The organism is Aliinostoc sp. HNIBRCY26 (assembly GCF_050235535.1).
GTDB lineage: Bacteria > Cyanobacteriota > Cyanobacteriia > Cyanobacteriales > Nostocaceae > Trichormus.
The window spans coordinates 2127466-2150532 of record NZ_CP189852.1; the positions used below are offsets into that span (position 1 = coordinate 2127466).

The 23067-nt window shown below is 40.4% G+C and carries 19 protein-coding genes; 12 read left to right on the forward strand and 7 right to left on the reverse strand.

Annotation, left to right across the window (positions count from 1 at the left end):
* Window positions 1-255: 255 nt before the first annotated feature.
* Window positions 256-3786, reverse strand: coding sequence for a methionine synthase (gene metH, locus ACQFX9_RS09065; protein WP_427161685.1), 3531 nt, complete (start codon window positions 3784-3786; stop codon window positions 256-258).
* Window positions 3787-4208: 422 nt separating this feature from the next.
* On the opposite strand from metH, the gene ACQFX9_RS09070 reads away from it, so the two are divergent.
* On the forward strand, window positions 4209-5738 hold the full coding sequence (locus ACQFX9_RS09070; RefSeq protein WP_427161686.1) for a peptidoglycan-binding domain-containing protein: 1530 nt from the start codon (window positions 4209-4211) through the stop codon (window positions 5736-5738).
* Between the two features lie 152 nt (window positions 5739-5890).
* Here the strand turns inward: ACQFX9_RS09070 and sbcC are convergent, their stop codons facing one another.
* Window positions 5891-8917 carry an exonuclease subunit SbcC gene (gene sbcC, locus ACQFX9_RS09075; RefSeq protein ID WP_427161687.1) on the reverse strand — a complete coding sequence of 1009 codons (3027 nt, stop codon included), beginning with the start codon at window positions 8915-8917 and terminating at the stop codon, window positions 5891-5893.
* Between the two features lie 274 nt (window positions 8918-9191).
* Here sbcC and ACQFX9_RS09080 point away from each other — a divergent pair, with 274 nt between their 5' ends.
* The 3 genes from ACQFX9_RS09080 (at window position 9192) to ACQFX9_RS09090 (ending at window position 13160) form a co-directional block, all read left to right on the forward strand.
* The gene (locus ACQFX9_RS09080) at window positions 9192-10457 is read left to right on the forward strand and encodes an IS701 family transposase (protein ID WP_427161688.1); all 1266 of its coding nucleotides are present in this window, start codon (window positions 9192-9194) and stop codon (window positions 10455-10457) included.
* Window positions 10458-10635: 178 nt separating this feature from the next.
* Window positions 10636-11334: a conjugal transfer protein TrbI gene (locus tag ACQFX9_RS09085; protein WP_427161689.1), complete on the forward strand. Its 699-nt coding sequence runs from the start codon at window positions 10636-10638 to the stop codon at window positions 11332-11334.
* A gap of 584 nt (window positions 11335-11918) precedes the next feature.
* Window positions 11919-13160, forward strand: a complete 1242-nt coding sequence (locus ACQFX9_RS09090; RefSeq protein ID WP_427161690.1) for an S-layer homology domain-containing protein — start codon at window positions 11919-11921, stop codon at window positions 13158-13160.
* Between the two features lie 138 nt (window positions 13161-13298).
* Here ACQFX9_RS09090 and ACQFX9_RS09095 read toward each other — a convergent pair whose 3' ends face one another.
* The gene (locus ACQFX9_RS09095) at window positions 13299-14627 is read right to left on the reverse strand and encodes a GAF domain-containing sensor histidine kinase (RefSeq protein ID WP_427161691.1); all 1329 of its coding nucleotides are present in this window, start codon (window positions 14625-14627) and stop codon (window positions 13299-13301) included.
* 279 nt (window positions 14628-14906) lie between these two features.
* Here ACQFX9_RS09095 and ACQFX9_RS09100 point away from each other — a divergent pair, with 279 nt between their 5' ends.
* On the forward strand, window positions 14907-15224 hold the full coding sequence (locus tag ACQFX9_RS09100; protein ID WP_236144017.1) for a DUF3155 domain-containing protein: 318 nt from the start codon (window positions 14907-14909) through the stop codon (window positions 15222-15224).
* A gap of 660 nt (window positions 15225-15884) precedes the next feature.
* Here ACQFX9_RS09100 and ACQFX9_RS09105 read toward each other — a convergent pair.
* On the reverse strand, window positions 15885-16415 hold the full coding sequence (locus tag ACQFX9_RS09105; protein ID WP_427161693.1) for a cofactor assembly of complex C subunit B: 531 nt from the start codon (window positions 16413-16415) through the stop codon (window positions 15885-15887).
* Between the two features lie 459 nt (window positions 16416-16874).
* Window positions 16875-17222 carry a PadR family transcriptional regulator gene (locus tag ACQFX9_RS09110; protein WP_236144015.1) on the reverse strand — a complete coding sequence of 116 codons (348 nt, stop codon included), beginning with the start codon at window positions 17220-17222 and terminating at the stop codon, window positions 16875-16877.
* 139 nt (window positions 17223-17361) lie between these two features.
* Between ACQFX9_RS09110 and ACQFX9_RS09115 the strand changes: the two genes are divergently transcribed.
* The 7 genes from ACQFX9_RS09115 (at window position 17362) to ACQFX9_RS09145 (ending at window position 21591) form a co-directional block, all read left to right on the forward strand.
* Window positions 17362-17493 (forward strand): hypothetical protein, encoded by a 132-nt coding sequence (locus tag ACQFX9_RS09115; protein WP_427161694.1) that lies wholly within the window; start codon window positions 17362-17364, stop codon window positions 17491-17493.
* A 419-nt stretch (window positions 17494-17912) separates the two neighbouring features.
* Window positions 17913-18491, forward strand: a complete 579-nt coding sequence (locus ACQFX9_RS09120; RefSeq protein ID WP_103140332.1) for a DUF3611 family protein — start codon at window positions 17913-17915, stop codon at window positions 18489-18491.
* A 141-nt stretch (window positions 18492-18632) separates the two neighbouring features.
* Window positions 18633-19913, forward strand: coding sequence for a serine--tRNA ligase (gene serS, locus ACQFX9_RS09125; RefSeq protein WP_427161695.1), 1281 nt, complete (start codon window positions 18633-18635; stop codon window positions 19911-19913).
* Window positions 19914-20091: 178 nt separating this feature from the next.
* Window positions 20092-20829 (forward strand): hypothetical protein, encoded by a 738-nt coding sequence (locus ACQFX9_RS09130; protein ID WP_427161696.1) that lies wholly within the window; start codon window positions 20092-20094, stop codon window positions 20827-20829.
* 97 nt (window positions 20830-20926) lie between these two features.
* Window positions 20927-21109, forward strand: coding sequence for a hypothetical protein (locus ACQFX9_RS09135; RefSeq protein ID WP_427161697.1), 183 nt, complete (start codon window positions 20927-20929; stop codon window positions 21107-21109).
* A gap of 7 nt (window positions 21110-21116) precedes the next feature.
* A complete protein-coding gene (locus ACQFX9_RS09140; RefSeq protein ID WP_427161698.1) occupies window positions 21117-21356 on the forward strand; it encodes a hypothetical protein in 240 nt (79 codons plus the stop codon).
* On the forward strand, window positions 21349-21591 hold the full coding sequence (locus tag ACQFX9_RS09145) for a PIN domain-containing protein (protein WP_427161700.1): 243 nt from the start codon (window positions 21349-21351) through the stop codon (window positions 21589-21591). Before ACQFX9_RS09140 ends, ACQFX9_RS09145 begins: the two co-directional genes overlap by 8 nt.
* A 25-nt stretch (window positions 21592-21616) precedes the next feature.
* Here ACQFX9_RS09145 and ACQFX9_RS09150 read toward each other — a convergent pair whose 3' ends face one another.
* A complete protein-coding gene (locus ACQFX9_RS09150) occupies window positions 21617-22630 on the reverse strand; it encodes an IS701 family transposase (RefSeq protein WP_427156835.1) in 1014 nt (337 codons plus the stop codon).
* 140 nt (window positions 22631-22770) lie between these two features.
* A complete protein-coding gene (locus ACQFX9_RS09155; RefSeq protein ID WP_427161701.1) occupies window positions 22771-22929 on the reverse strand; it encodes a hypothetical protein in 159 nt (52 codons plus the stop codon).
* Window positions 22930-23067 lie beyond the last annotated feature (138 nt).

Sequence of the window (23067 nt, forward strand, 5' to 3'; positions counted from 1 at the left end):
AAACCCAACTTGGGTTTATCCCAAATTGGGTTATTTAATATGAATCTGTGACAAATTGTGATAGGGCTTACGCAAGTGTCATAATCAAACGAACGTTAGGGTGCATTAGACCAAATAATTTCGTACAAATTCAGGAATTTTCCACATCTGACGCACCCTACTATTGTGTCAGTTGCTTAAATTCTGTTTGAATAAGGAAAGCTATTTATAGCTTTCCCTGTATTGATGCTTAATTAACTCTGACTATTACCTCAATTAAGCACTGAAATATTTTGCCATTGGGTGATAAGTAATAATCGCTGTTGTAGACTGTTCTGGATAAAGTTGCTCACTTTCATCCATATATAAATTAATTCTGTCAGTCTGCAACAAATCGAGTTGCTTGTATTGGTCTTGAATATTGGGACAAGCCGGATAGCCAAAACTATACCGTGAACCCCGATAACGTTGTGCTAACATATCGCGAATATTATCTGGTTCTTCAGCAGCAAATCCTAACTCATGGCGAATTCTAGCGTGTGTCCATTCTGCTAAAGCTTCTGCAACTTGCACTGCTAAACCGTGAAAATACAAATAATCTGTGTATTGATTATCTGCAAATAATTTTTGTGCGTACTCTGTGGCAATTTCACCCACAGTTACCGCTTGCATAGGGAAGACATCAATAATTCCTGATTTTTTGGGTGCAAAGAAATCTGCAATACAGAGTCTTCTTAATGATTTTTGGCGGGGAAACTCAAATTTGGCTACTTCCTTTGATGGTGCATGATTGTTTTCGTAGATATACAAAGTATTTCCTTCAGACTGACAAGGAAAATACCCGTAAATTACTTGAGGATGTAAAAGGTTTTCCGCGATAATGCGCTGCTTCCATGTTTCCAAAATGGGGTAGACTTTCTCATTTAAGAAAGCTTGATATTCTTCCTTAGATTGTTCTTTGGGTTTGCGGAATTGCCACTGTCCAGCAATTAAGGCTTGTAAATCTAAATGCCAGAATACTTCCTCAATAGGAATATCACCAGGTTCTAATAATTTTGTTCCCCAGAATGGCGGCGTAGGACGTTCTATATCTACCGCTATGGCTTCGGAACGGCGGGTATCTATGGGGACTGGGGACTGGGGACTGGGGACTGGGGAAGTGGTTACTGGGGATTTTTCCTGAGTAGTGTTTGCAGTTTCAGTATCTACTTCATCTAGGAATCCTTGTAAGTCATCCCAGTTATTAGATGCTTTGGCTGGCATTAATTTATCCATGAAATGCAAGTCTGAGAAAGCATCTTTACCGTAAACTACCTTCCCTTTATAGGTATTTTGGCAATCTTGATTGACAAATTTAGGAGTTAACGCTGCACCGCCTAAAATTACGGGGACGGTAATTCCCTTTTCGTTAAAGACTTCCAAGTTTTCTTTCATGAAGGCGGTTGACTTCACTAGCAACCCACTCATGGCTATGCAGTCAGCTTTATGTTGATTGTAAGCCTCAATGATGTTTTCCACTGGCTGTTTAATTCCCAGGTTAATCACCTTGTAACCATTGTTAGACAAGATGATATCTACTAGGTTTTTACCAATGTCGTGAACATCACCTTTTACAGTGGCGATAATTACCGTTCCTTTAGCATTATTTCCCGCCTCGGATTTTTCCATGAAGGGTTCAAGGTAAGCTACCGCAGTTTTCATGGTTTCCGCCGACTGCAACACAAAGGGTAATTGCATTTGTCCTGAACCGAACAACTCACCCACAACTTTCATCCCATCTAGGAGGAAGGTGTTAATAATTTCTAGGGGTGGATATTGTTCTAAAGCTTTATTTAACTGTGCTTCTAAACCAATGCGTTCGCCGTCGATGATATGGCGTTTGAGGCGTTCTTCTAAAGGTAGGTTTTCATCAACACCTGTATTACGTTTGGCTTTGACACCCTCAAATAATTTCGTTAATTCTCCTAGAGGATCATAAACGCAAACATCACCTTCAAATTTACGCTCATCATAGATTAACTGGCGACAAACTTCTTGATGATGGGCTTCTATCTTGGACAGTGGTAGAATCTTGCTAGCACTGACAATGGCTGCATCCATACCAGCTGCCATTGCTTCATGTAAGAACATCGAGTTCAACACAATCCTCGCGGCTGGACTTAAACCGAAAGATATATTCGACACCCCTAAAATTACATGACATCCTGGTAATTCTTGGCGAATGCGGCGAATTGATTCAATGGTTGCCTTACCGTTTTCGCGGTCTTCTTCAATCCCCGTAGAAATAGGTAAAGCTAGAGTATCAAAGAATATCTCATGGGCAGCAATTCCATATTCTACAGCTTGACGGTAAGCACGTTGGGCAATCTGGAATTTTTTATCTGCTGTCCGCGCCATACCATCTTCGTCAATTGTACCGATGACTATGCCCGCGCCGTATTTCTTCGCTAATTCCAGCACCTTCAAAAAGCGCGGTTCACCGTCTTCATAGTTGGTGGAGTTCAACAGACACTTACCCCCGGCTACCTTTAAACCTGCCTCCATTTTTTCCCATTCGGTGGAGTCCAGCATTAAGGGTAGTGTGACATTATTAACAATACGGGAAACCAACTCGTGCATATCTCGCACGCCGTCGCGTCCCACATAATCAACGTTGACATCTAGGATATGCGCGCCTTCTTTTACCTGCGCCCTAGCCATTGAAACTAGTCCGTCCCAGTCTTCCGCATTGAGTAAATCACGACATTTTTTAGAACCACTGGCGTTGAGACGTTCACCCACAATTAAGAAAGAGTTATCTTGTTCGTAGGGCTGAGTAGAATAAATTGAGGCCGCCGCAGGTTCAAGACTTGGCTGTCTGACTTTTGGTTTTAAATCTTGAGTAATTTCAGCTAATTGTTGAATGTGTTCTGGACGTGTCCCACAGCAACCCCCTATCACTTGGACACCCAAATCTTCAACAAAGTGCATCAACGCCATACGTAATTCCATCGGTGTTAAGCGATAGTGTGCTTTACCACCAATGTTTTCTGGTAAACCGGCGTTAGGAACGCAAGAAACCACAAATGGCGAATGTTCAGATAAATATTTGATGTGTGGTTTCATCAAATCTGGCCCTGTGGCACAGTTAAGACCGAGAATATCAATTGGGTAGGGTTCTAAAATCGTCAAGACTGCGCTGATTTCGGAACCAACTAACATTGTTCCCATGCTTTCCATTGTGACGGAAACCATTAGGGGTATCCGTTGTCCTTTTTTGGCAAAGACTTCTTCTATACCGTTCAATGCGGCTTTAATTTGCAGCACATCTTGGCAAGTTTCAACGATAAATAAATCAACTCCACCATCAAGCAAGGCTTCGGCCTGTTCAGCAAAAGACGTTTTTAAGGTGTCAAAATCAATGTGTCCCAAGGTGGGGAGTTTGGTGGTGGGGCCGATAGAACCCGCGACAAACCTGGGTTTTTCTGGGGTGGAAAATTCCGCAGCCACACTTTTTGCTAGTTCGGCGGCGGTTTTGTTGAGATAGTATGTTTGGTCTGCTAGGTCATATTCAGCCAATACAATCGACGTACCACCGAAAGTATCAGTTTCGATAACATCTGCACCCACCGCTAGGAAATCACGGTGAACTTTGGCGACAGCTTCAGGTTTGGTGTGAACTAGGTATTCATTACACCCCTCGTATTGTGCGCCACCAAAGTCTTCGGCGGTGAGGTTTTGAGTTTGCAGGTTAGTCCCCATTGCACCGTCAAAGACGATGACTGGTCTATCGGGACTATGCAGGCGTTGGAGAAAAGGATGGGTCATATTTTCCTAGAGAAAATTATGCAGTTAAGTGAGTCTTGCAATACTCGACTTAATTTATTATTTTCCACAATTGCGGGAGTTTGGTTAGCAGGAAGTGTTTTTTCCACACAAAGGGGCGGGTGGTGTTGTTGTGATATAGGAATCCGACTTGATTATTGAAATTATTTGCCTAGTTAGGGAACAGGGAAAAGGGAACGGGGAACAGGAAAAAAAAGTAACAGAGGTGTACCTAGCTTCGCGGAAATCAAATATGGTTCCCATATCAGTATTTTGACTGAGTGGATAAAATATGATATGTTACTTACTTATTTATACTTAGTTTAAGACGCTTTTTAAATTGGGAATTCATTGAGTTGACTTTTGTATCTAAATCAAGTCTGGATTGTGCGGTTTTCATCCAACTAAAAAATAACAATAACATTATGGATACCATTGGTTATTCTTATCTTAGTGCGGTATACGAAGAATCTGAAGATATTGAGTTTAATCCTATCCAAATTAATTGGGAATTTTTGCCGTGGAAAAAGTTACCTAGTTTAGCAGCGATGCGGCTGTTATCGGTAACGTTAAGTTTAGCTGTTTTGAGTTTAGCTGGACAGGCTTTAGCTCTGGAAAAAGTAGGTAGTAGTGGGGCGAATGTTGTTAGGATTCAACGGTGTTTAAAACAATTAGGCTTTTTAAATGCTCCGGCGACAGGAAAATTTGCTACCTTGACTCAAAGGGCTGTGATTGGTTTTCAGCGTGCCAATAGATTAAGACCAGATGGGATAGTTGGTGGTGGTACGCAAACAGCATTGCAAAGAGCCTGTCAAGCTAGAAATAGTAGTGGAGAGTTACGATTTGGAAGTAGAGGTGCAGCTGTTGTTCAACTGCAAAGAAATTTAAAACGGTTGGGCTACTTTAACGCTCCTAATACTGGGTATTTTGGCACAGAAACGCAGCAAGCCGTGATTCTGTTTCAGCGTTCTGTGGGCATTGTAGCTGATGGTGTGGTTGGTTCGAGAACTGCTTCAGCTATTAGGAATGCGGGTAATATAGGCGGGAGATACCCAGTTTTGTCTGAAGGTAGTAGCGGACAGGATGTTATTAGGCTGCAACAGCGTTTGCGACAGTTAGGCTATTTCGATGCTAATCCTACAGGGAATTTTCAAGGGATTACGAAAAATGCAGTGATCGCTTTTCAACGTCGCGCTGGACTGGCGGCGACTGGGGTAGTAAATCCCCAAACTTGGAACGCACTGTTGGCTTCTAGTCAAAATCCAGGTGCATCAAGACTTTCAACGCAGCAAATCAGAGATTTACAGCAACGTTTACGGGATTTAGGGTATTTCAACGCTAACCCTAATGGGAACGTAGGAGCGATGACGAGAGAAGCAATTTTACAGTTTCAGCGAGATTATCGACTGAATGCTGATGGCGTTGCTGATATGCAAATTTTACAGGCAGTACGTCAAGCTTGGAATGCCAGATACGCTAACCAGCCGCTTCGGGATGTGTTGTTTGTGGGCGATCGCAGCGAAAATGTCAGAATAGTACAACGGCGTTTATCTGAGTTGGGCTATTTTAACGGCAGTATAGACGGTTACTTTGATGAATACACCAGAGCGTCTGTAGCTAGTTTTCAGCAGGCATATAAAATTAACCCTACAGGCAGAGTTGATTGGCAAACTTGGCAAGCACTAAATGTAGGTAATTATGTAGTGCCAACAAGTAATGTTTCCAACCAGCCACCTAATCGCCCCAGTAATAATCGCTATGTGGTGATTGTACCCATGAGTAATCAGAACATCCTCAATCGCGTCCGTCGCTTTATTCCCGATGCCTTTGCAGAACAATCTAACTTAGGGCGTTATGTCAATGCTGGCTCATTTAGCGATCGCTCTTTGGCTGAGTTAAGGTCTAGAATGTTACGGTCTAATGGTTTTGATGCGAGGATACAGGATTTTAATTAGGGATTGGGGATTGGGGACTGGGGATTGGGGATTGGGGACTGGGGATTGGGGACTGGAAGGTAGACAAGGCAGACAAGGTAGACAAGGTAGATTCTTATTACGATGCCCTATGCCCTATGCCCCATGCCCCATGCCCTATGCGCCATACCCAATCAAGTTAACAGCCTCACCTGTGAGCCTTCTTGTGTCTTATTAACTTCGATTCTGGCTTGGAAGGCTTCTTTGAGGTGGGGCATATGGGTAACGGTGAGGATACAGGCGAAATCGTTGGCGATCGCATTTATGGCGGCAATTAGGCGATCGCATCCTTCGGCATCCTGTGTACCAAAACCTTCATCCACAATTAACAACTGTAAGGCGGCTCCGGCTCTTTGTGCTAGTAGTTTCGCCAAGGCTAACCGAATGGCAAAGTTGATTCTAAAGGCTTCTCCCCCAGAATACGTTTCATAGGCGCGTGTACCTCTGGCATCGGCAATGACTATATCTAAGGTGTCAATCAATTTGGCTGTTTTCTTCGTAGATTTACTACCCTTGCCCGATTTTTGGGTGATAAATTGTACGTGCAGTTGGTTGGCTGTCAACCGCGATAATAGTTGATTTGTCTCGGCTTCTAGTTGTGGTAATACGTTCTCAATCATCAAAGCCTGGATGCCATTTTTACCAAATGCCTGGGCTAATTCTTGATACACTCGATATTGTTGTCTACAAGTTTGCAGTTGTTGCTGTTGTTCTTCGTACTGCGTCTGTAAATTTTCTAGTTGCAAAGCTAGCTGTTCTAACCGCCCTAACTGGGTGATAGATTCATCTAGTTGTCTTCTGCGGGTGGCTATTTGCTGTTCTAAGGCTTGAATCTCTGCAATGGGATTGGTAGATGCGGCTAACTGTTCCTCAATATCGGTGATTTGGGTGACTAGTTGTTGTCTTTCTTGCAATCTGGCGTTTCTGGATGCGTCTAAATCTTGTAATCTGGCTTGGAGTTGGGGGTATTGTTGCTGGGCTGATAATAACTGTTGGTAGCGTAACTGCCAAGCTTGGGCTTGACGTAGGTTGGTGCGAATTTGGTTATGTTGTTCGGAACTATAGCCAATTTCCCTAATTTTCTGCTCCATTGCCGCGATTTGTTTGGCACATTCAGAATCTACCTGTTCTCGCTCAATTCTGCTTTGTAATTCGGTAATTTGTGCCTGTAATTCTGGTTTACGGGCGGCGAGTTGGGCTTGGCGTTTGGTAGCGTCTTTGATTTGTCCTTGCTTGATTTCTGCCCACCGCCACCTTTCTACTTCACTGCGAGCTAGAGCATGGTCTTGCTCATTATAATTTAGTTGTTGCAGATATTGTTCGAGTTGTCTGAGTTCGGCTTGCTGTGTGGGCGCGTAATCACCAGCTTGCAGCGATCGCTCTAGGTGTTGTTTCTCGGCAGCTAGTTGTTGTAAATGCTGTTCTGCATCACTGGTTGATTGTAACTGAGCGGCTAACTGTCCTCTCTGCTCCCGTAAGCTATCGTAAGCGTTTAATTTCTGGAATATTTCTTTGTATTCTTGCCGCAAAAGTTGAATTTCTCGATCAGAAACCGCCATTTGTTCCCGAAATACCCACAATTGCCCCTCTGTTTCTTTGTACTCACCCTTGGTTTTATCAACCACGCGATTCCAATGATGTTCATCTAAAGGGCGTTCGCATAACGGGCAAATCGCATCAGGAGTCCGCAGCATTTGCAATTTCTGTTCTAATTCTCCCAATAATCTCTCATATTCTCGATGCTGCGCCTGTAGCCTTTCAATAAAATGCCTTCTTTCTTGCCCTTTTTCTTGGACTCGTTGCAGATAAACCCTGTCTTTCTCCATTTGTTCAATTTGCATCGCCACTTCCATAACTGCTTGTTGCAGTTGGGGTTGGCGTTGAGATGCTTTTTGCAGTTGGTTTTCTGTCACTTGTAGCTGTTCTAAACGTGCTACTAACCCAGCATGAACCTTATCTAAATGACTTTGCAAATTGTGTCGCTGCTGTAGTAAAGGTGCAACTTGCATTTGCAATTCATCGAGATGAGTTAAATGGCGACGGGCGGCAGCGAGTTGGGCTAAGGCTGCTTCAATTTCCCCTGATTTAGCCAAGGTTTGCTGAATTTCTTGTTCTTGCTGTTGTAATGCTGCTAATTGTCCTTGGACTTGTTGTAATTGTCTTTCTAGTTCGTGAATTTGTTTTGTGAGTTGTTGCTGTTGCTGTTGGCGCAATGCAGTTGCACGAGTGTATTCGTCAAATTTAATGGCGAAGGCTTCTTCTTGAGATTGCAAATTTTGATAGTGAGTGTAGCCGTTTTTAATCTCTGTTTCCTGATTGATTAAAGCTGCTAACTGGGCAATTTGATAATTAATAGCTGACTGCTCTTGTTGCAAGCGATCGCAATCTTGAGTTAAATTTTGGTATTGTTGCTTGACAAAATTTAGCTGTTGTTCCCAATTAGTACGTTGATGTTGAACAACTTGCAAACTTTGTAATTTAATATTTTCAAATGCTTGGACTTGTTGTAATTGGTTAATTTCCGCTTCTAATTCTGCCCTTTGGGCTTGGGTAATATGACGTTGTTGTAGTTGAGTTTTAATCGACTCTAAAGAACGCTCTAATTCCTCGGCTCTAGCTTTAAATTGACGAGATGATTCCTTGGCGCGTTCTTCTAATTCATCATATTGATTCAGCTTTAATAACTCCGCCAAAATCTCTTTGCGTTCACTCGGACGCTTAAGCATAAATTCATCTGCACGCCCTTGACGCAGATAGGCTGAGTTAATAAAAGTATCGTAATCGAGTTTAATGTACTCTAAAATTACCTCTTGGGTGGCGCGTACTCCTTTACCAGTCAGAGGACGAAAACCGGCAGGCGTTTCAATTTGAAATTCCAGTCCCCCAGTCGCACTTCTCACCCGACTGCGAATAATGCGATATGTTTGTTGATTAGTGTGGAAAGTAAAATCAACCCTAACCTCCTTTGCCCCTGCATGAATCACATCATCTTCAGCAGCCGCACGGCTTTCACCCCAAACCGCCCAGGTAATGGCTTCTAAAAGCGATGATTTACCTGCTCCATTAGAACCACAAATACAAGCCGTATGCAAACCACGAAAATCTACAGTTGCATCACGGTAACTCAGAAAATTTTTGAGGATAAGTTGTACTGGAATCATTCAGGCTATATCGCCACATTTATATATTATTAACTAGCAGTACAGATGCACTCTTTGATAGTTTATCTAGGTGTTTATCAGGTTTCCAGTCTAGGTGTCCGCAAGTTTACAAAAATTTACAATCTCTATCTGTGAGTAATTAGTGCTGAGTGCTGAGTAATGAGTGCTGAGTATTGAGTATTGAGTTCTGAATGGTTAGCGGGACTTAAACAAAAATTAAACCAAAAAAGAGTATAATGCTTAACTAACATAGCTTTCACGTTAAAAAAAGCTCATGAAAGAAACCACTCCCACAGCGATGCCCCCCTGCTTTGAAAGATGGTGTCAAAGATTTGATGATGTGTTTACTCATAAAGCTCAAAAAAGAGAGTTTAGACACTATGTAGGGGGATTATTGGGGGAAAGTGAGAGAAAAAACCTGTTTCAAATGGCGGATAATGCTGTAGGTGTAACGTACCACCGATTACATCACTTTTTGACCGAATCACCTTGGTCTAGCGGGCAGGTGAATGAGCGTCGGTTAGAAATCATGAATAAGTGCACTCAAACAAGAATTAGTAGAGGTTTTAGCTTAATAATTGATGATTCTGGTCATAGAAAAAGTGGTAATTTTACTGCTGGTGTGGGGAGACAGTATATTGGAGAAATTGGCAAAACAGATAATGGAATCGTAGTAGTAACAACGCATTTATATGATGGCAGAAAAAGCTTACCGTTAGATATAGAGTTATATCAACACGCTGATTCTTTAGCTCAAGGAAAACAAGATCCTCTATTTGAGAAAAAACCAGAACTAGCAATCAAGTTAATAGATCAAGCCCTAAACAGAACATATCAACCTGGGATAGTAATTGTAGATGCTGGATATGGCAACAATACATCATTTTTATTAGAGTTGGAAAAACGGCAATTAAAATATTTAGGAGGATTAGCTAAAAATCGAAAAGTAACAGTTACCCAAACAGATAATATTCAACAAACAATTCGGTTAGATGAATTAGCCCAGAGCTTACCCAAAGAGGCTTTCACAGAAATTCAAACAGATTTGGATAAACCCAAAACATTATGGGTAGTAACTTGTGAAGTGGAAATATCAAGTTTAACTGGAAAGCGAAATATTGCTATCGTTATGAATGCTTCTACTTTCTCGGCAGCCACCGATATTGACTACTTCATCACTAATATATCTTCATCAATTGTTACACCACAATGGATAGTTGATACATATTCTCAAAGGAATTGGGTAGAAGTTTTTTACAGGGAAGCTAAAGGATGGTTAGGACTTAAAGAATATCAAGTTCGCGATAAAAGGAGTTTACTGCGCCATTTTATTTTAGTTTTCTGTGCCTACACTTTTATTCTTTGGCATCAGTTAACTGGAGGATTAAGACGACGGTGGGCAAACAAACCTTTAAATACTTTTACTGAAGCTTTAGAAGCTTTCAGAACAGCCATGTCTTTTCGATTTATTGATTGGTTGAACTTAAATCGTGATGTGTTTGCTGCTTACAAAGCTAGTTTGGGTTACATTTGGGCTTGATTTTTGTCTAAGTCCCGTTAGTTAGGAAATCAATTCCACCTTGTCTACCTTGTCTACCTTGTCCCCAATCCCCAGTTCCCAATCCCCAAAGTCTTTACTAATGTAAAAAACACTCAGAAACAATCTCAGTAAAGACTCGTCATTGACACATATCACCGCACTCAAACCGCAAAAGTTTATGAACCACCTGAATCAATGGAAATCTGGAGCAGCCGCACTGATGGCAATCACTATTACCACAGGTGCTATTACCCCTATGATTGCCTTTGCTCCTGCTGCTAATGCCCAATATAATATCGGACAAAATAGAAAAGTTGCTATCCCGGCTGGGGTGACTTTTCCAGTCAGATATGAAAAAGAAAAAGTTGTTGTTAGTCGGGGTGAAACCTTACCCTTAACTTTGAGAATTGCTAACAACATTATTGATGGTAATAGAAACATCTTGATTCCTGCTGGAACTGAAGTTGTTGGACAATTAGAACCAGTATATTTTGATGGTCAATACTCCACAGATAGAAACAATACAGAAAACATCAGAGGGGTGAGATTTGTTGCTAGAGAATTAATCTATACTTCAGGTAGAAGACAATTCATTAGTGCTAACTCACAAACCATTACCAAAACTGAGAAAATCAGCAAAAACGACACCAGCAAAATATTAACAGATGCAGCAATCGGTGCTGGTGCTGCTGCGGCAATTTCTCTGATTACAGGTAATAGGAGAATTGAAATTGGCGAACCACTAGCTGGTGGTGCGGCTGGTGCTTTAGCTAGTGTACTACTGCGGAAGAAAGAAACTGAAGTTTTTGTGATTCGACCAGACCAAGACTTAAGACTGGCACTCAGTTCTAACTTAAATGTGGATCTGATCCGCTAATTATCTAACTTGAGATTGAGTTGTGACTGCCATAATCATTAAATAGCGATCGCCACTGTAATATTAGGTAGGCGATCGCTCTTTTTTTTAATGCTTGGCTCATAAACATAGCTATATGTCTCATACTGCCATACAGGTTGCTGCCACTAAAATCAGTAAATAGAACGGGGTAAATAACTAAACGTCTGTAGAGAGAAATAAAGTTATCTTTAAGAGACTCTCCGTGAACAAAAAAGGACTAAAGTCCTTACTACGAACTGAATTATATTATTTTTATATGACGATTTAATATAGTTTGGTTTTTCTGGTCGTTCTAATTATTTGCAACTATGACTTTAGTCATAGTTTATTTAGATATAAAGTCATGACTAAATACTCATTTGCCTTTGGTATTGATCATAATTAGAGGTAAGTGATTTTACTATAACTAATTGCATAGGCTTTTGGATATGAAACACAAGATTAACTGTCACATATAGACAAGATATCATTTCAGATAATGCAGATTAACGGAAACTTTTTTGTGTATAAAATGTCTAAGAAATTAACATAGAAAAAAAGTAATTGTGTGGAGTAATAAAATTATGTTTAGACTAAATCGTTGGCAATCTGGCACAGCTGCACTCATGGCTTTAAGTGTCACAGCCGGAACCGTTGCACCTTTTGTAGTAGCAGCTCCTTCTTTTGCTCAAACTACTTTTTCTGACGTTTCATCAAATTATTGGGCATCACCATTTATTCGAGAATTATCACAACGAGGTGTGATTGCAGGGTTCCCTGATGGCAGTTTCCGTCCAGAAGAACCAGTGACTCGCGCTCAATTTGCCGCAATGGTCAATAAAGCCTTCCAAAAAGCACCAGAACGTCAGCCAATAGGATTTGTAGACGTATCTACTAACTATTGGGCTTATAATGCGATTCAACAAGCCTACTCTATTGGTTTCTTATCAGGATATCCCGGCAACAGTTTCCGACCAAACGAAAACATTCCCCGTCAGCAAGTATTAGTCTCACTAGCCAATGGTTTAGATTATGCACCCAGCAGTAATGTAGAAGGCACTCTGCAATATTTCAACGATTCATCTAACATCGCCAATTATGCCCGTAGCCCTATCGCTGCGGCCACGGAAAGGCAAATTGTCGTTAACTACCCCAATGTCAGGTTTCTCAGCCCTACAGCCACCGCTACACGCGCCCAAGTAGCAGCATTTATCTATCAAGCCCTGGTTAGTTCTAATCAAGCTTCCGCCATCAACTCACCCTATGTTGTCGCCCTCCAACCCACAACCCCCAGACCCATTTCTGTCACCATTCCCCAAGGGACGGTGATTCCGGTGAAGTACGATAAGGCGGAAAAAATTCTGGTGACAAAGGATGAAACCGCACCCTTATCTTTGACAGTTGCACAAAACGTTGTCACACAAGAGGGAACAGTAGTTGTTCCGGCTGGTAGCCAAGTAATCGGTCAACTCAGACCCGCCCCTAATGGTTCACAGTTCGTTGCTCAAAAATTGGTATTAACCAATGGTCAAGAATACGATTTAAATGCAACTTCCGAAGTCATCACCAAAACTGAAACCGTGAGAAAAGGTACTAGCACCAGTGCAATTATCAGAAATACAGTCTTAGGTGCAGGTGCAGCTGCTGCGGTATCTGCGGTGACAGGCGATCGCGCCATCGCCACTGAGGAAGTCTTAGGTGGTGCAGCTATCGGCGGATTAATTGGCTTATTCTTCGGTAGAAATAGCGTAGACTTAATCGCCATCAACCCGGACACAGACCTACAAATGACAATTAATCAAAATTTACTGGTTTCTACGAGATAGTCAATAGTCAACAGTCAATAGTCAACAGTTAACAGTCTTTATCTAATACTGTTTCACTTGAAGGTTAATTTATTTAGGGAAACAGAGGAGACAAGGAAGAATAAGGACTAATGACTATGGACTATGGACTATTAACTATTAACTAACTATCAACCAAACTATCACAGTTGTTCCTGGTGCATTTGGTGTAGCGATCGCATTATTAATTGCTGGGCTGAAAACTTCAATTTGTCCTTGCATTTGCTCGATGAGTTGTTTAGCGATCGCAATTCCCAAACCTGTACCGGGAATTTCTGTTTGGGCTTGCACTCCTCGGTAATGTCTTTCGCCTATATGAGCTAAATCTTCCTGGGGAATACCAGGGCCTGTATCGCTAATTGCTATGCCTTGCAAGTTAGCTTTTACTTTTCCTACTTCAATATAAATTTTACCGCCAGCCGGAGTATATTTAAGGGCATTATCAATGATATTGCTTAATACTTCAGTTAAAGCTTTGATGTTAGCTTTAACTAAAGGTAAATTCTGAGGTACTTCTAATATTAATTCGAGATTTCTTTCTTGGGCGATCGCCTGAGCCGAAACCAGCAATGGTGTTAATAATTCAGCCAAAGAACAATCTGTTTCTTTATCTCCTGTGCCTGGTAATAATAATACTGGCTGAGATTCTTTTTGGACAGTTGCTTCTACAAATACGTCATTGCTTGGTAATGCTAGGAATTCTGAATCTACATTAGCCCAATCAATCACTTCATCAAATTTTTGCAGCAATTCTTTGAGGCGATCGCTTTCTCTGACAATATTTTCTCCCACTTCCCGATTTGGATCACCAGGACGCAACCGCTTGAGTAACAATTTGCCAAAGGTACGTAAAGCGGTTAGCGGATTACGAAACTGATGTAATAAGTTATCTAACAAATCTCGCTGTTGCTCTTGCAAAATTTGCTGTTGATGCAACTGATTTTGTAACCAGGCTCGACGCTGATCCAAAATACAGGCGATCGCTAATGTTTGCCCAATGGTTTGAATCTGGTTTTGTTCTTGTTCATTCCACGGGCGATCGTCCCTACCTGTGACCAATAATCCCATCATCACGCCCTCATGAATCAGAGGGAAGACAAATTGATGTCCACTCAGCAAAAAATCTTCCGCTAAATGTCTGTGTCCCGTTGGCGGCGTTTCCGTTGTTGCTGCTGGAGTCAAAAGTCTTGCTGATGGCTGCGGTATCAGGGGCGAATTTCCCACTCTTAGCTGTTTTTGCGCTGCTGCTAGGACAATTTCTTCTCCTGGCAGGATAACTGCTGTTTCTGGATAAACTACGACAGGAATTAGTTTAGACTCTCCTGTGGGAGAGTCTACTAATTCTTGCGCCAAATAAACCACGCTTAAAGATGCTCCCAGCCCTTGGGTTAACAACGCTATTTGCTCCCGGCATAGAGCAACAAAATCTGAACTGGCAGACATTAACATTTTTCAGTTATTGTTCAGGATCACGGAATTTGAGAGAAGATAAAAGAAAGTCTTTGTTTTTCTCAACTATTTAATAAAGCTTAACTAATTCTTTTGAGTTATGGTTTTCGCTTAGAGATTATTTATTTCTTTAGTCGGGATTAATCTACTGTCAATCAGAGTATTTTCCCTGTATCAAAAGTTAAAAAACTATTGATCTTTTGAACTAGAACTTATATAATGACGACGGATTTTGTAGCTATAACTACAATCTATAGCTTGAAAGAGGAGGAAAATAGGTTGGCAAGGAGACGTAAAAGAAAAAGTCGTCGTCGCCAAGAAGGACGGCGGATTTTAGAACACGTGCCTCAATATAGCATCGAAAGCGGCGAAGAGAAACCTGTGACAGCAGCCAGAAAATTCATTCAAGCTGAAGGGATCTTGCCACCAGCTTTGCTACTCGTAAAGCGAAACGAACACACTACAGACCGCTATTTCTGGGCAGAGAAAGGGCTGTTTGGCGCGCAATACGTAGAAGAAAACCATTTCTTGTTTCCTAGCCTGCGGATACTAGAATCTCCCGCAGGTTTGGAACAAGTTGCTGTGGCTAGTCGCTGAGTCACAAATGGTTATCTTACCGCGTTGTGTGCAACTTCTGACAACCATTTAACTGGCAAACTGGCTCAGTTTATGCAAAGTTTCCATTTTTTTTAAGTTTGTAACTGAATTAGCCAGTAAATTCAGACCAAAGTAGATAGACAATCGGCTAAAAATCGAGTTTTTGGTTTTTATCGCCCGCTTGTTGGTCATAGCATACCCAAGGTAGTCAGAATAGGGCTAAAAGTATCCAAAAGCGAGAGTTTTAAGATGTGCTTTCATCCTCTGGATTGCTGATACAGCTCTGCCAATATAAGCTGATTTTCCCTACGACATCATGCCGTAGGGAAAATAGGCAAAATGGCATTACCTATACTAACTACTTCTCTACTGTCTATTTACTCAGCATTTAACCCTCAATCAGAACATTTTTCTGAATTTAGGTCATCAGAGGCATCGAACATCAATCAATTTTGGATTTTAGATTTTAAATTTTAGATTGACCCCGACCACAAAGATGCGGGGCTTAGAGATTAAATTGAAAATTTTCAGATTTATTTTCCCCACTGTCTTGCGGGACATGAACCGAAAAAACTCAATCCGAAATCGCGCCACTTGCTACAACAGGGGAAACCCGCGCAACGTAGTGGCTCCAAAATTTAAAATCTAAAATTCGGAGGTTCAATAGCTAGGCTTCCAGGGTAACGCTTTTTGTAACTCAGCTAGCTCATCACGATGAGCTGTCACAGTGATTCTACTCAAAGACTCCTGCGGACTAGATTTGGGTTCAAATTGCAGCAAAACTGTTTCTATGCGTCCAGCCTTTTGCCAGTACAACATCCCACTTACAGGTGAAAGTATTAACAGTCCCAGAAAAATCGGACTCAATTGAGGAAACAGAAAAGATAAAACCAACGATAAACAAACAAGACCAACCGCAGCCAGAAAAGTTAAAAAGACAGCCAAAAATATACTAGGCTGGACATACCCTTCAAAAACCACTCGGTTTTGTACTTGATCAATCTCTATCACCCGATAAGCACGGGAGAGAAAATAGGTTTGTAGCTGAGGCATAAAAACTGCTTCATCTTGCTCAGATATCAGTTGTGCTGTCTGAGTGCGGTCTTTTGTTGCAGCACGAATAAAGAAAAACAGACCAACCAATAACAACAAGGTGAGCAGAAAAGTAGATGACAAAGTAGCAGTATCCATAAATCGGGTTGTGCGTTTTAACTGCAAGAAGATTTATTCAGTCTTCATTATCCTGAATTTATGAATCATAAGTTAAGTTTAATGGCAATTAAGTCTTGAAATCCCTATGTTTTCGTAAACAATGCCCAGGAAATCCGAATTTTAGATTTTAAATTTTGGAGCTACTGCGTTGCGTAGGTTCACCTCCTTGTAACCAGTGACGTGATTTTGGATTGTTTTTCGTGCAATCGCGTCTCTTGTGTGAGGGAAAACCTAAAATCTAAAATATCGCCTGATCATCCCCTAGAGAGAATAGTTAATCTAAAATCCCCAAGCTGTATCCCTTTATAGGTGCAGTCAATCCAAAATCCAAAATCCAAAATCCAAAACCCAAAATATAAAATTGATTGACTGTTAACTTTTAACAGTTAACAGCCAAAAAGCATCATCAATGACAGCTTAATTCAAAAGTGTAAGATTTTACTTTGTCCTCAGACTTATGTAATCTCGCCAAAGCTTTGCCAAACGCTGTGCTTGCACTTCCCATTCTGGAGAAATCTGGTACATCCGTCTAGGGCGGCCTCGACCTTCTAATTTCTTCCAATACCCATTAATAGCCTGATGGTCTTCAAGAAATTTAATTGCACTGTAAAGCACAGTGTCAGAAAGTCGATAGGTGGGGTATTCAGTTTCTAATTGTTGAATCAACTCAGTACCGTAAGATTCACCTTGTAGCAATACATCCAGAATGTAACAAATTGCTAGCTCTTGACAGAGATAAGTCGGCGGAGGATTCTCAAAGAATTGATATATATCCTCAAGTTTCATAGTGAGTAAATGGCTAAAAGTATGGCTTAGGCTGAAATCTACATCTTTGTAGTCAGTATATGCTGCTACTCTAGTCTGAGTAAGTATATAGTGCTACTTGGGCAGAATTTCCTAAGTGTAAAAACGAAAATGAAAACCCATGATTTTAAACCGTGGGAAAACGGCAAAAGTTTTAGGAGCGTCAACAAGTAACGCTCCCGCCCAAGCTTTAATTCGTGTGTTGAGGAGCAGTCAAGATAGCAGATTATGCCACTATCTTGGTGTTAAGTAATGCGGAGCTAGTTAGAACTGCTTAAACGTAAGATGCTATCGAAAGAATTTTACAGGGAAAATGCCGTTTTGTGTGTAAATCTGTAAAAGTTAATCAATACTTTGTTTTTAGTATCCATATCTTGCTGCAAATCATCAAATAGTTAGATAGCTAATGATGATATGGTGACACCCTCAGCACCGGAAGACAGCATCAAAAAATATGCAACCCTAAGATATTTGAGCTTGAGATTTTCATATTCGATCTGGTAAGTGTTGTATGAGTATGGCTGACACCAAAATTTTCTGACAAAAGGTGAGGGGGATGTAAGTCTGAAAAGTTTTCTTGGACGATATTCCTGAAGCTAGTCTTTAAAGTATCCTTACCTGTGTGTAAGTCATAAATAAAATAATTAAGTGCCTATTAGGTAAGTGATTAGTATGTCACAAAACTCTGACGCGCCATCGTCTTCCTCAAATCTCCGTACAATTGCCCAAACGTTTCGCCTCACAGGTTGGATTAGCTTTTGGATTCAGTTAGTTTTAGGTGTAGTTTCTGGAATTATTGTGTTGTTGTTTGCTGTTTTCAGTCAAAGGGCAGGTAGTCCTAGTAATAACCCTGGGACTAGTTTCGGTGTATTTTTAGCAGTTTGTGGCATTCTCATCTTAGGTGGTGGGATATATTTGGCATATCGTTACACCAGAATTGGTAGACAACTGCTCTCATCAAACCCTAGCAATCGTCCTCGCAAAGTGGAGACAGTGCAGGTCTTGCGCTTAGGACTGTGGGTAAACTTAGCAGGGACACTAGTAACGCTTTTAGGAGCGCAGGCGATCGTTGGTACACTGGTGGCTAGGTCAATCTCTCCCCAAGCTATAACAACGCAGTTTTTTGACCCTACCAGAATCATCAGTGGTCTAGATATGTTAGTAGTACAGGCAAACACAAATACTGTTTCAGCTCACTTTGCTGGGTTAGTCGGTTCACTATGGCTACTCAATCGCATTAACCGCTCATAAGTGATGCAAATTCAAAACTCGCCACTTACATCAGTACCCTGGCAATAATAATTTTTGTATTTGCTTTTCCTGTCATAGCAAGTCAAAATCAGTATATGCTGATGTGTTGGCAGGAAGTAGGCAAAAGACTGAGAAAAATCTGTGCTGGATATTAAGCAAATACGGGAAAATCCCCAACTAATTCAGGAACGGTTAGACAGTCGTAGTGGTAAATACGACCTAGAGCCGATATTACAGTTAGATCGACAGCAACGAGACATAGAAATTACTCGTAGCCAACTGCAAGCACGTAGTAATGAAATCGGTAAACTCGTTGGACAGAAGATTAAATCTGGTGTTAGTCCTCAAGACCCAGAAATTCAAGGCTTGCGGGATGAGGGTAACGCCATTAAGGCTCAACTCAGTGAACTAGAACCCAAGGAAAAAGAACTCAAAGCGGAAATTGAGCAACTTATCCTCGCCATTCCCAACATCCCCAGTGATGCTACACCCTTGGGTAAAACTGAAGACGATAACGTAGAAGTTCGTCGTTGGGGTGATGAGTACATCCCTCAAAATCCAGATATTTTGCCACATTGGGAAATTGGCGAGAAACTGGGTATTCTCAATGTAGAGCGAGCCGTCAAAGTTGCCCAGAGTCGTTTTGTCAACTTAATCGGGGCTGGTGCGGCTTTAGAAAGAGCATTAATTAACTTCATGCTGACAATGCAAACCCAAGCGGGTTATGTAGAAGTTAGTCCCCCACTTTTGGTTAATAGTGATTCTTTAACGGCGACGGGTCAATTACCCAAGTTCGCGGAAGAAAGTTTTAAATGTGCTGATGATGATTTGTGGCTAATTCCCACAGCAGAAGTACCCGTCACTAACCTGTACCGGGGAGAAATTCTGGCGGCGGAAAGTTTACCTATCTACCACTGTGCTTATACCCCTTGCTTTCGCAGAGAGGCGGGTAGCTATGGGCGTGATATGCGGGGGTTAATTCGCTTGCATCAATTCAATAAAGTGGAGTTGGTGAAATTTGTGCATCCCAGCACCTCTTTTGATGAGTTGGAAAAATTGGTGGGAAACGCGGAAGCGATTTTACAGGCTCTCAAGTTACCTTACCGCGTGATTAATTTATGTAGCGGGGATTTGGGTTTCTCTTCGACTAAAACCTATGATTTAGAGGTTTGGCTACCTTCTTCTGGGAAGTATCGAGAAATTTCCAGTTGTTCCAATTTTGTAGATTTTCAGGCGCGCCGGGCTGATATTCGGTTTAAGGAAGTTGGGAAGAAAGGGACTCAGTTTGTCCATACCCTCAACGGTTCTGGTTTAGCTGTAGGGCGGACAATGGCTGCAATTTTAGAGAATTATCAGCAATCTGATGGCACTGTTTTAATACCAGAAGTTCTGCAACCTTTCTTGGGAAGGAAGGTTTTATAACTCAAGGGAGTTATTACAGCTAAGACCTATCTATAAAAGTTAGGGATATACGGTGTAAATTCGTATAATCCCTAACTTTGACTTTTAATAATTGTAATAAAAACCAGGAATTTATGGTCTTATATTATACTAGTAATCTGTTGTGTCAATGAATTAAAATTGTTCTCTAAGAATTATTATGGAGCTTATGAAAAGAAATCCGATTTACTCGGATCTTCAGTGGCCATTCTGTATTGAAGGAGGCCCGAACCACTATTGGGTTACAGGCCATTTTGGGATGATTTATCATGAGTTGCAATGGCTACTTTTTGATTTTTGCCGTATGCACCAAATTGTGTATAAGGAGATAGGTCATATTGATGAGCGTTTAGATAATTTTGTTCAGCAAAATAAAGAAGACTTACATCTATCTGGAAATCCAAAATCCGAAGAAGAGTTTTATAAAGAATTACAAACATCACGAATTTTGGATGGCATAATTGCTAAAGATCATGAAAATAGAGGTGTAATTAGGTTCATTGATCAGATGGCTGTTGTTGGCTTATGGGCCCTGACTGAACAGTTTTTAGGTAGGATATATAGAGAGTATATTGCTGTGAAAGATAGTCTTGATGCTGATATAGTCACTGCACCATATAAATGGAATGATTTTATAGATGAGTATAAAAGTATTGGCATTGATCTTTCTCTATGTGATAATTTCCAAGATGCCAATGAGTGTAGATTAGTCAATAATGCTATTAAGCATCATCCAATAATTGTTGGAAAACTTGCAGAATTTCCATACTTTACATCTTATAAAGGTAAAAGAATTATGGACGTTACGTTAGAGATGCAGCGTTATTTAAATGGCATAAGTAACTTCTTAGGAAGTTTATTTGAGAAAGTAGATACAAAATTAAAAGACAAAGAATAACTAAAGTATCTGTTTTATCTATTTTATTTAAGTGCTAAAGCGTAGCACTCAAACTATAATTTAAGAAAGCAAAAAGGTTGATAAAAACCTGATTGCCATGTTAAAAAGTTACGAAGCGATTTATAAAAATGGTCAAGTAACATGGGTATCGGAACAACCCCAAGTTAATACTGCTCGTGTCATTGTTACTTTCATAGAAGAAAGCTTACCAGCAAAAAAACGACGCACTCCCCCTGCATCTATTGCTGGCAAAGGTAAAACATTAGGGGATATTTTTTAGTTCAATTATGAAAGCATTAGAAATAATTGTCACTATTACTCAGGATGGCAAGTTGGTAGTTAATTCTCCTATAGACCTGCCTGTGGGTGAATATAATGCTGTCCTCGTACTAGAAGATCAACCCATTATTAGTATTCAAAATTCTGTTCAAGAAGCTCAAGCTATTTTGAGAAAATATATTCCTGCTAGTAGAAATCTTTCTCAAGAGTTGATTGAGGAGCGAAGATTGGAGAGCTTGAATGAGTAAAGTTGTTGTGGATGCTTCTGCTGTTTTAGCATTGCTTAATCAAGAAACTGGTAGCGAAGAAATTTTGCAATTGATTGACAACGCAGCAATTAGTAGTGTCAACCTATCGGAAGTTATAGCAAAGCTAGCAGAAGCCGGAATCCCTGAAGAAGACATGAGGAAAATTTTATTGAATCTCAATCTTGAGGTGATTCTTTTTAATCAGGACTTACGCAACTGGCACAAGCAATGGTGAGCTTCGCGCACCGAGCGCCCAAAAACTACAGAGAAGACATAGCAATATCTGGACGTTTTAGTTGCTCAATTAAATAATTAGAAAGCAAATTGTGCTTGAGCTTGTAAATAGTTTGACCTGTTTGATAAGCTAAACTTTTCAGTCTTAGCCAAACTAACATAGCGCAAGCAATATGATTTCTTTGAAGACGGGCTTTACGGCATTGACATGATTCAATACCAGTTAGTTGCTTTATTTCTCGATGAAACTCCTCTATTTTCCAACGAATTTTACACACCTGTTGTGTAACATCCGTAGAACTTTGAGATAAATCGTTTGTTGCGACATAATCCGTCCTATCGGTAGAGATAGTAACCCGGAAAAGTTTCACTTTTTTCTCAGCAGGGAATCCTTTAATTTTTATGATTTTACCACATTTTAAATCTTCCTGACTCCATTCTAGAGATTCAATATTCTTATATTTTTCTCTACCAAAACTATCATCTACTAAACGATTAGTCTTTAAAGGACAATAATAAACTTTATCTAGACTATCGATATAAAGCATTAAATTATTGACCGCATACCAAGTATCCATTAAAACTGTATTGAAAGGTAGAATCTTTTGATATACAAGCCCTTGGAGCATATTTTTCACATGGTCAATCTTGCTGAAACCATCATTTTCTGGATTGAAAATTCGATAATCTATTACCCAGAAATTGAGAGTTTTAGGATTAACATATATGCAACTTACTATTCCTATCCCTCTAACAACACCATGTTCATTACCACTATACTGCCTTCGTACTATTTCTATTTCTTCAGAAAATCTTTTATCTAAAACTGTATCATCAAATATAATATAAGCATCCTCGTCAGTGACAATTAAATCTTTGACATTATCCCAAAGTAAACGAGGAGTTAATTTTTCATTTCTTAAATAATAATTAATTTTGTCATGACTAATATTTGACAAATGTTCTGCTAGATTAGTGATTGTATAGTTAATTTGACTGCTAAGTAAATATTGACAATAATTAAGTTTAGTAAATTTCATCACTAACCAACTTTTTGATGTACTTCTATCAATTTTCTCATAAAATTTTTAACAACAAGATACATCACTATTTATTGTTACTAATTCGAGTCAAACCAATCAAACACATTCTCGCTAAATCAATACCTATGTACTACTGGCTAGCGATCGCACTGTGCCAGTTGCGTAAGTCCTGTTAATGAAGAACAAGCTTTGCGGGCTGGTATGATGCGTCCAGCTACTAAATCTATCGGACTTTCATTGGGAGACCGTGCTTGTCTAGCTTTAGGTATTTTTCTTAGCCAGCCTGTAATCACCACTGATCGTTTGTGGAGTAACCTGAATCTTGGAGTGGAAATTCGAGTGGTGCGTTAGTGTATAGCCCAAGAATAGTTTTAGGTATCACCTTATCCTGTTGGATGAGTTGCTCCTGTGCGTCCATTCGCTAACTACTACAA

Excerpts from the sequence above, each read along its gene's own strand:
- metH (WP_427161685.1), bottom strand. The coding sequence starts at position 3,786 with ATGACCCATCCTTTTCTCCAACGCCTGCATAGTCCCGATAGACCAGTC.
- ACQFX9_RS09070 (WP_427161686.1), top strand. The coding sequence starts at position 4,209 with ATGGATACCATTGGTTATTCTTATCTTAGTGCGGTATACGAAGAATCT.
- sbcC (WP_427161687.1), bottom strand. The coding sequence starts at position 8,917 with ATGATTCCAGTACAACTTATCCTCAAAAATTTTCTGAGTTACCGTGAT.
- ACQFX9_RS09080 (WP_427161688.1), top strand. The coding sequence starts at position 9,192 with ATGAAAGAAACCACTCCCACAGCGATGCCCCCCTGCTTTGAAAGATGG.
- ACQFX9_RS09085 (WP_427161689.1), top strand. The coding sequence starts at position 10,636 with ATGAACCACCTGAATCAATGGAAATCTGGAGCAGCCGCACTGATGGCA.
- ACQFX9_RS09090 (WP_427161690.1), top strand. The coding sequence starts at position 11,919 with ATGTTTAGACTAAATCGTTGGCAATCTGGCACAGCTGCACTCATGGCT.
- ACQFX9_RS09095 (WP_427161691.1), bottom strand. The coding sequence starts at position 14,627 with ATGTTAATGTCTGCCAGTTCAGATTTTGTTGCTCTATGCCGGGAGCAA.
- ACQFX9_RS09105 (WP_427161693.1), bottom strand. The coding sequence starts at position 16,415 with ATGGATACTGCTACTTTGTCATCTACTTTTCTGCTCACCTTGTTGTTA.
- ACQFX9_RS09110 (WP_236144015.1), bottom strand. The coding sequence starts at position 17,222 with ATGAAACTTGAGGATATATATCAATTCTTTGAGAATCCTCCGCCGACT.
- ACQFX9_RS09115 (WP_427161694.1), top strand. The coding sequence starts at position 17,362 with ATGATTTTAAACCGTGGGAAAACGGCAAAAGTTTTAGGAGCGTCAACA.
- ACQFX9_RS09120 (WP_103140332.1), top strand. The coding sequence starts at position 17,913 with ATGTCACAAAACTCTGACGCGCCATCGTCTTCCTCAAATCTCCGTACA.
- ACQFX9_RS09130 (WP_427161696.1), top strand. The coding sequence starts at position 20,092 with ATGGAGCTTATGAAAAGAAATCCGATTTACTCGGATCTTCAGTGGCCA.
- ACQFX9_RS09135 (WP_427161697.1), top strand. The coding sequence starts at position 20,927 with ATGTTAAAAAGTTACGAAGCGATTTATAAAAATGGTCAAGTAACATGG.
- ACQFX9_RS09140 (WP_427161698.1), top strand. The coding sequence starts at position 21,117 with ATGAAAGCATTAGAAATAATTGTCACTATTACTCAGGATGGCAAGTTG.
- ACQFX9_RS09145 (WP_427161700.1), top strand. The coding sequence starts at position 21,349 with ATGAGTAAAGTTGTTGTGGATGCTTCTGCTGTTTTAGCATTGCTTAAT.
- ACQFX9_RS09150 (WP_427156835.1), bottom strand. The coding sequence starts at position 22,630 with ATGAAATTTACTAAACTTAATTATTGTCAATATTTACTTAGCAGTCAA.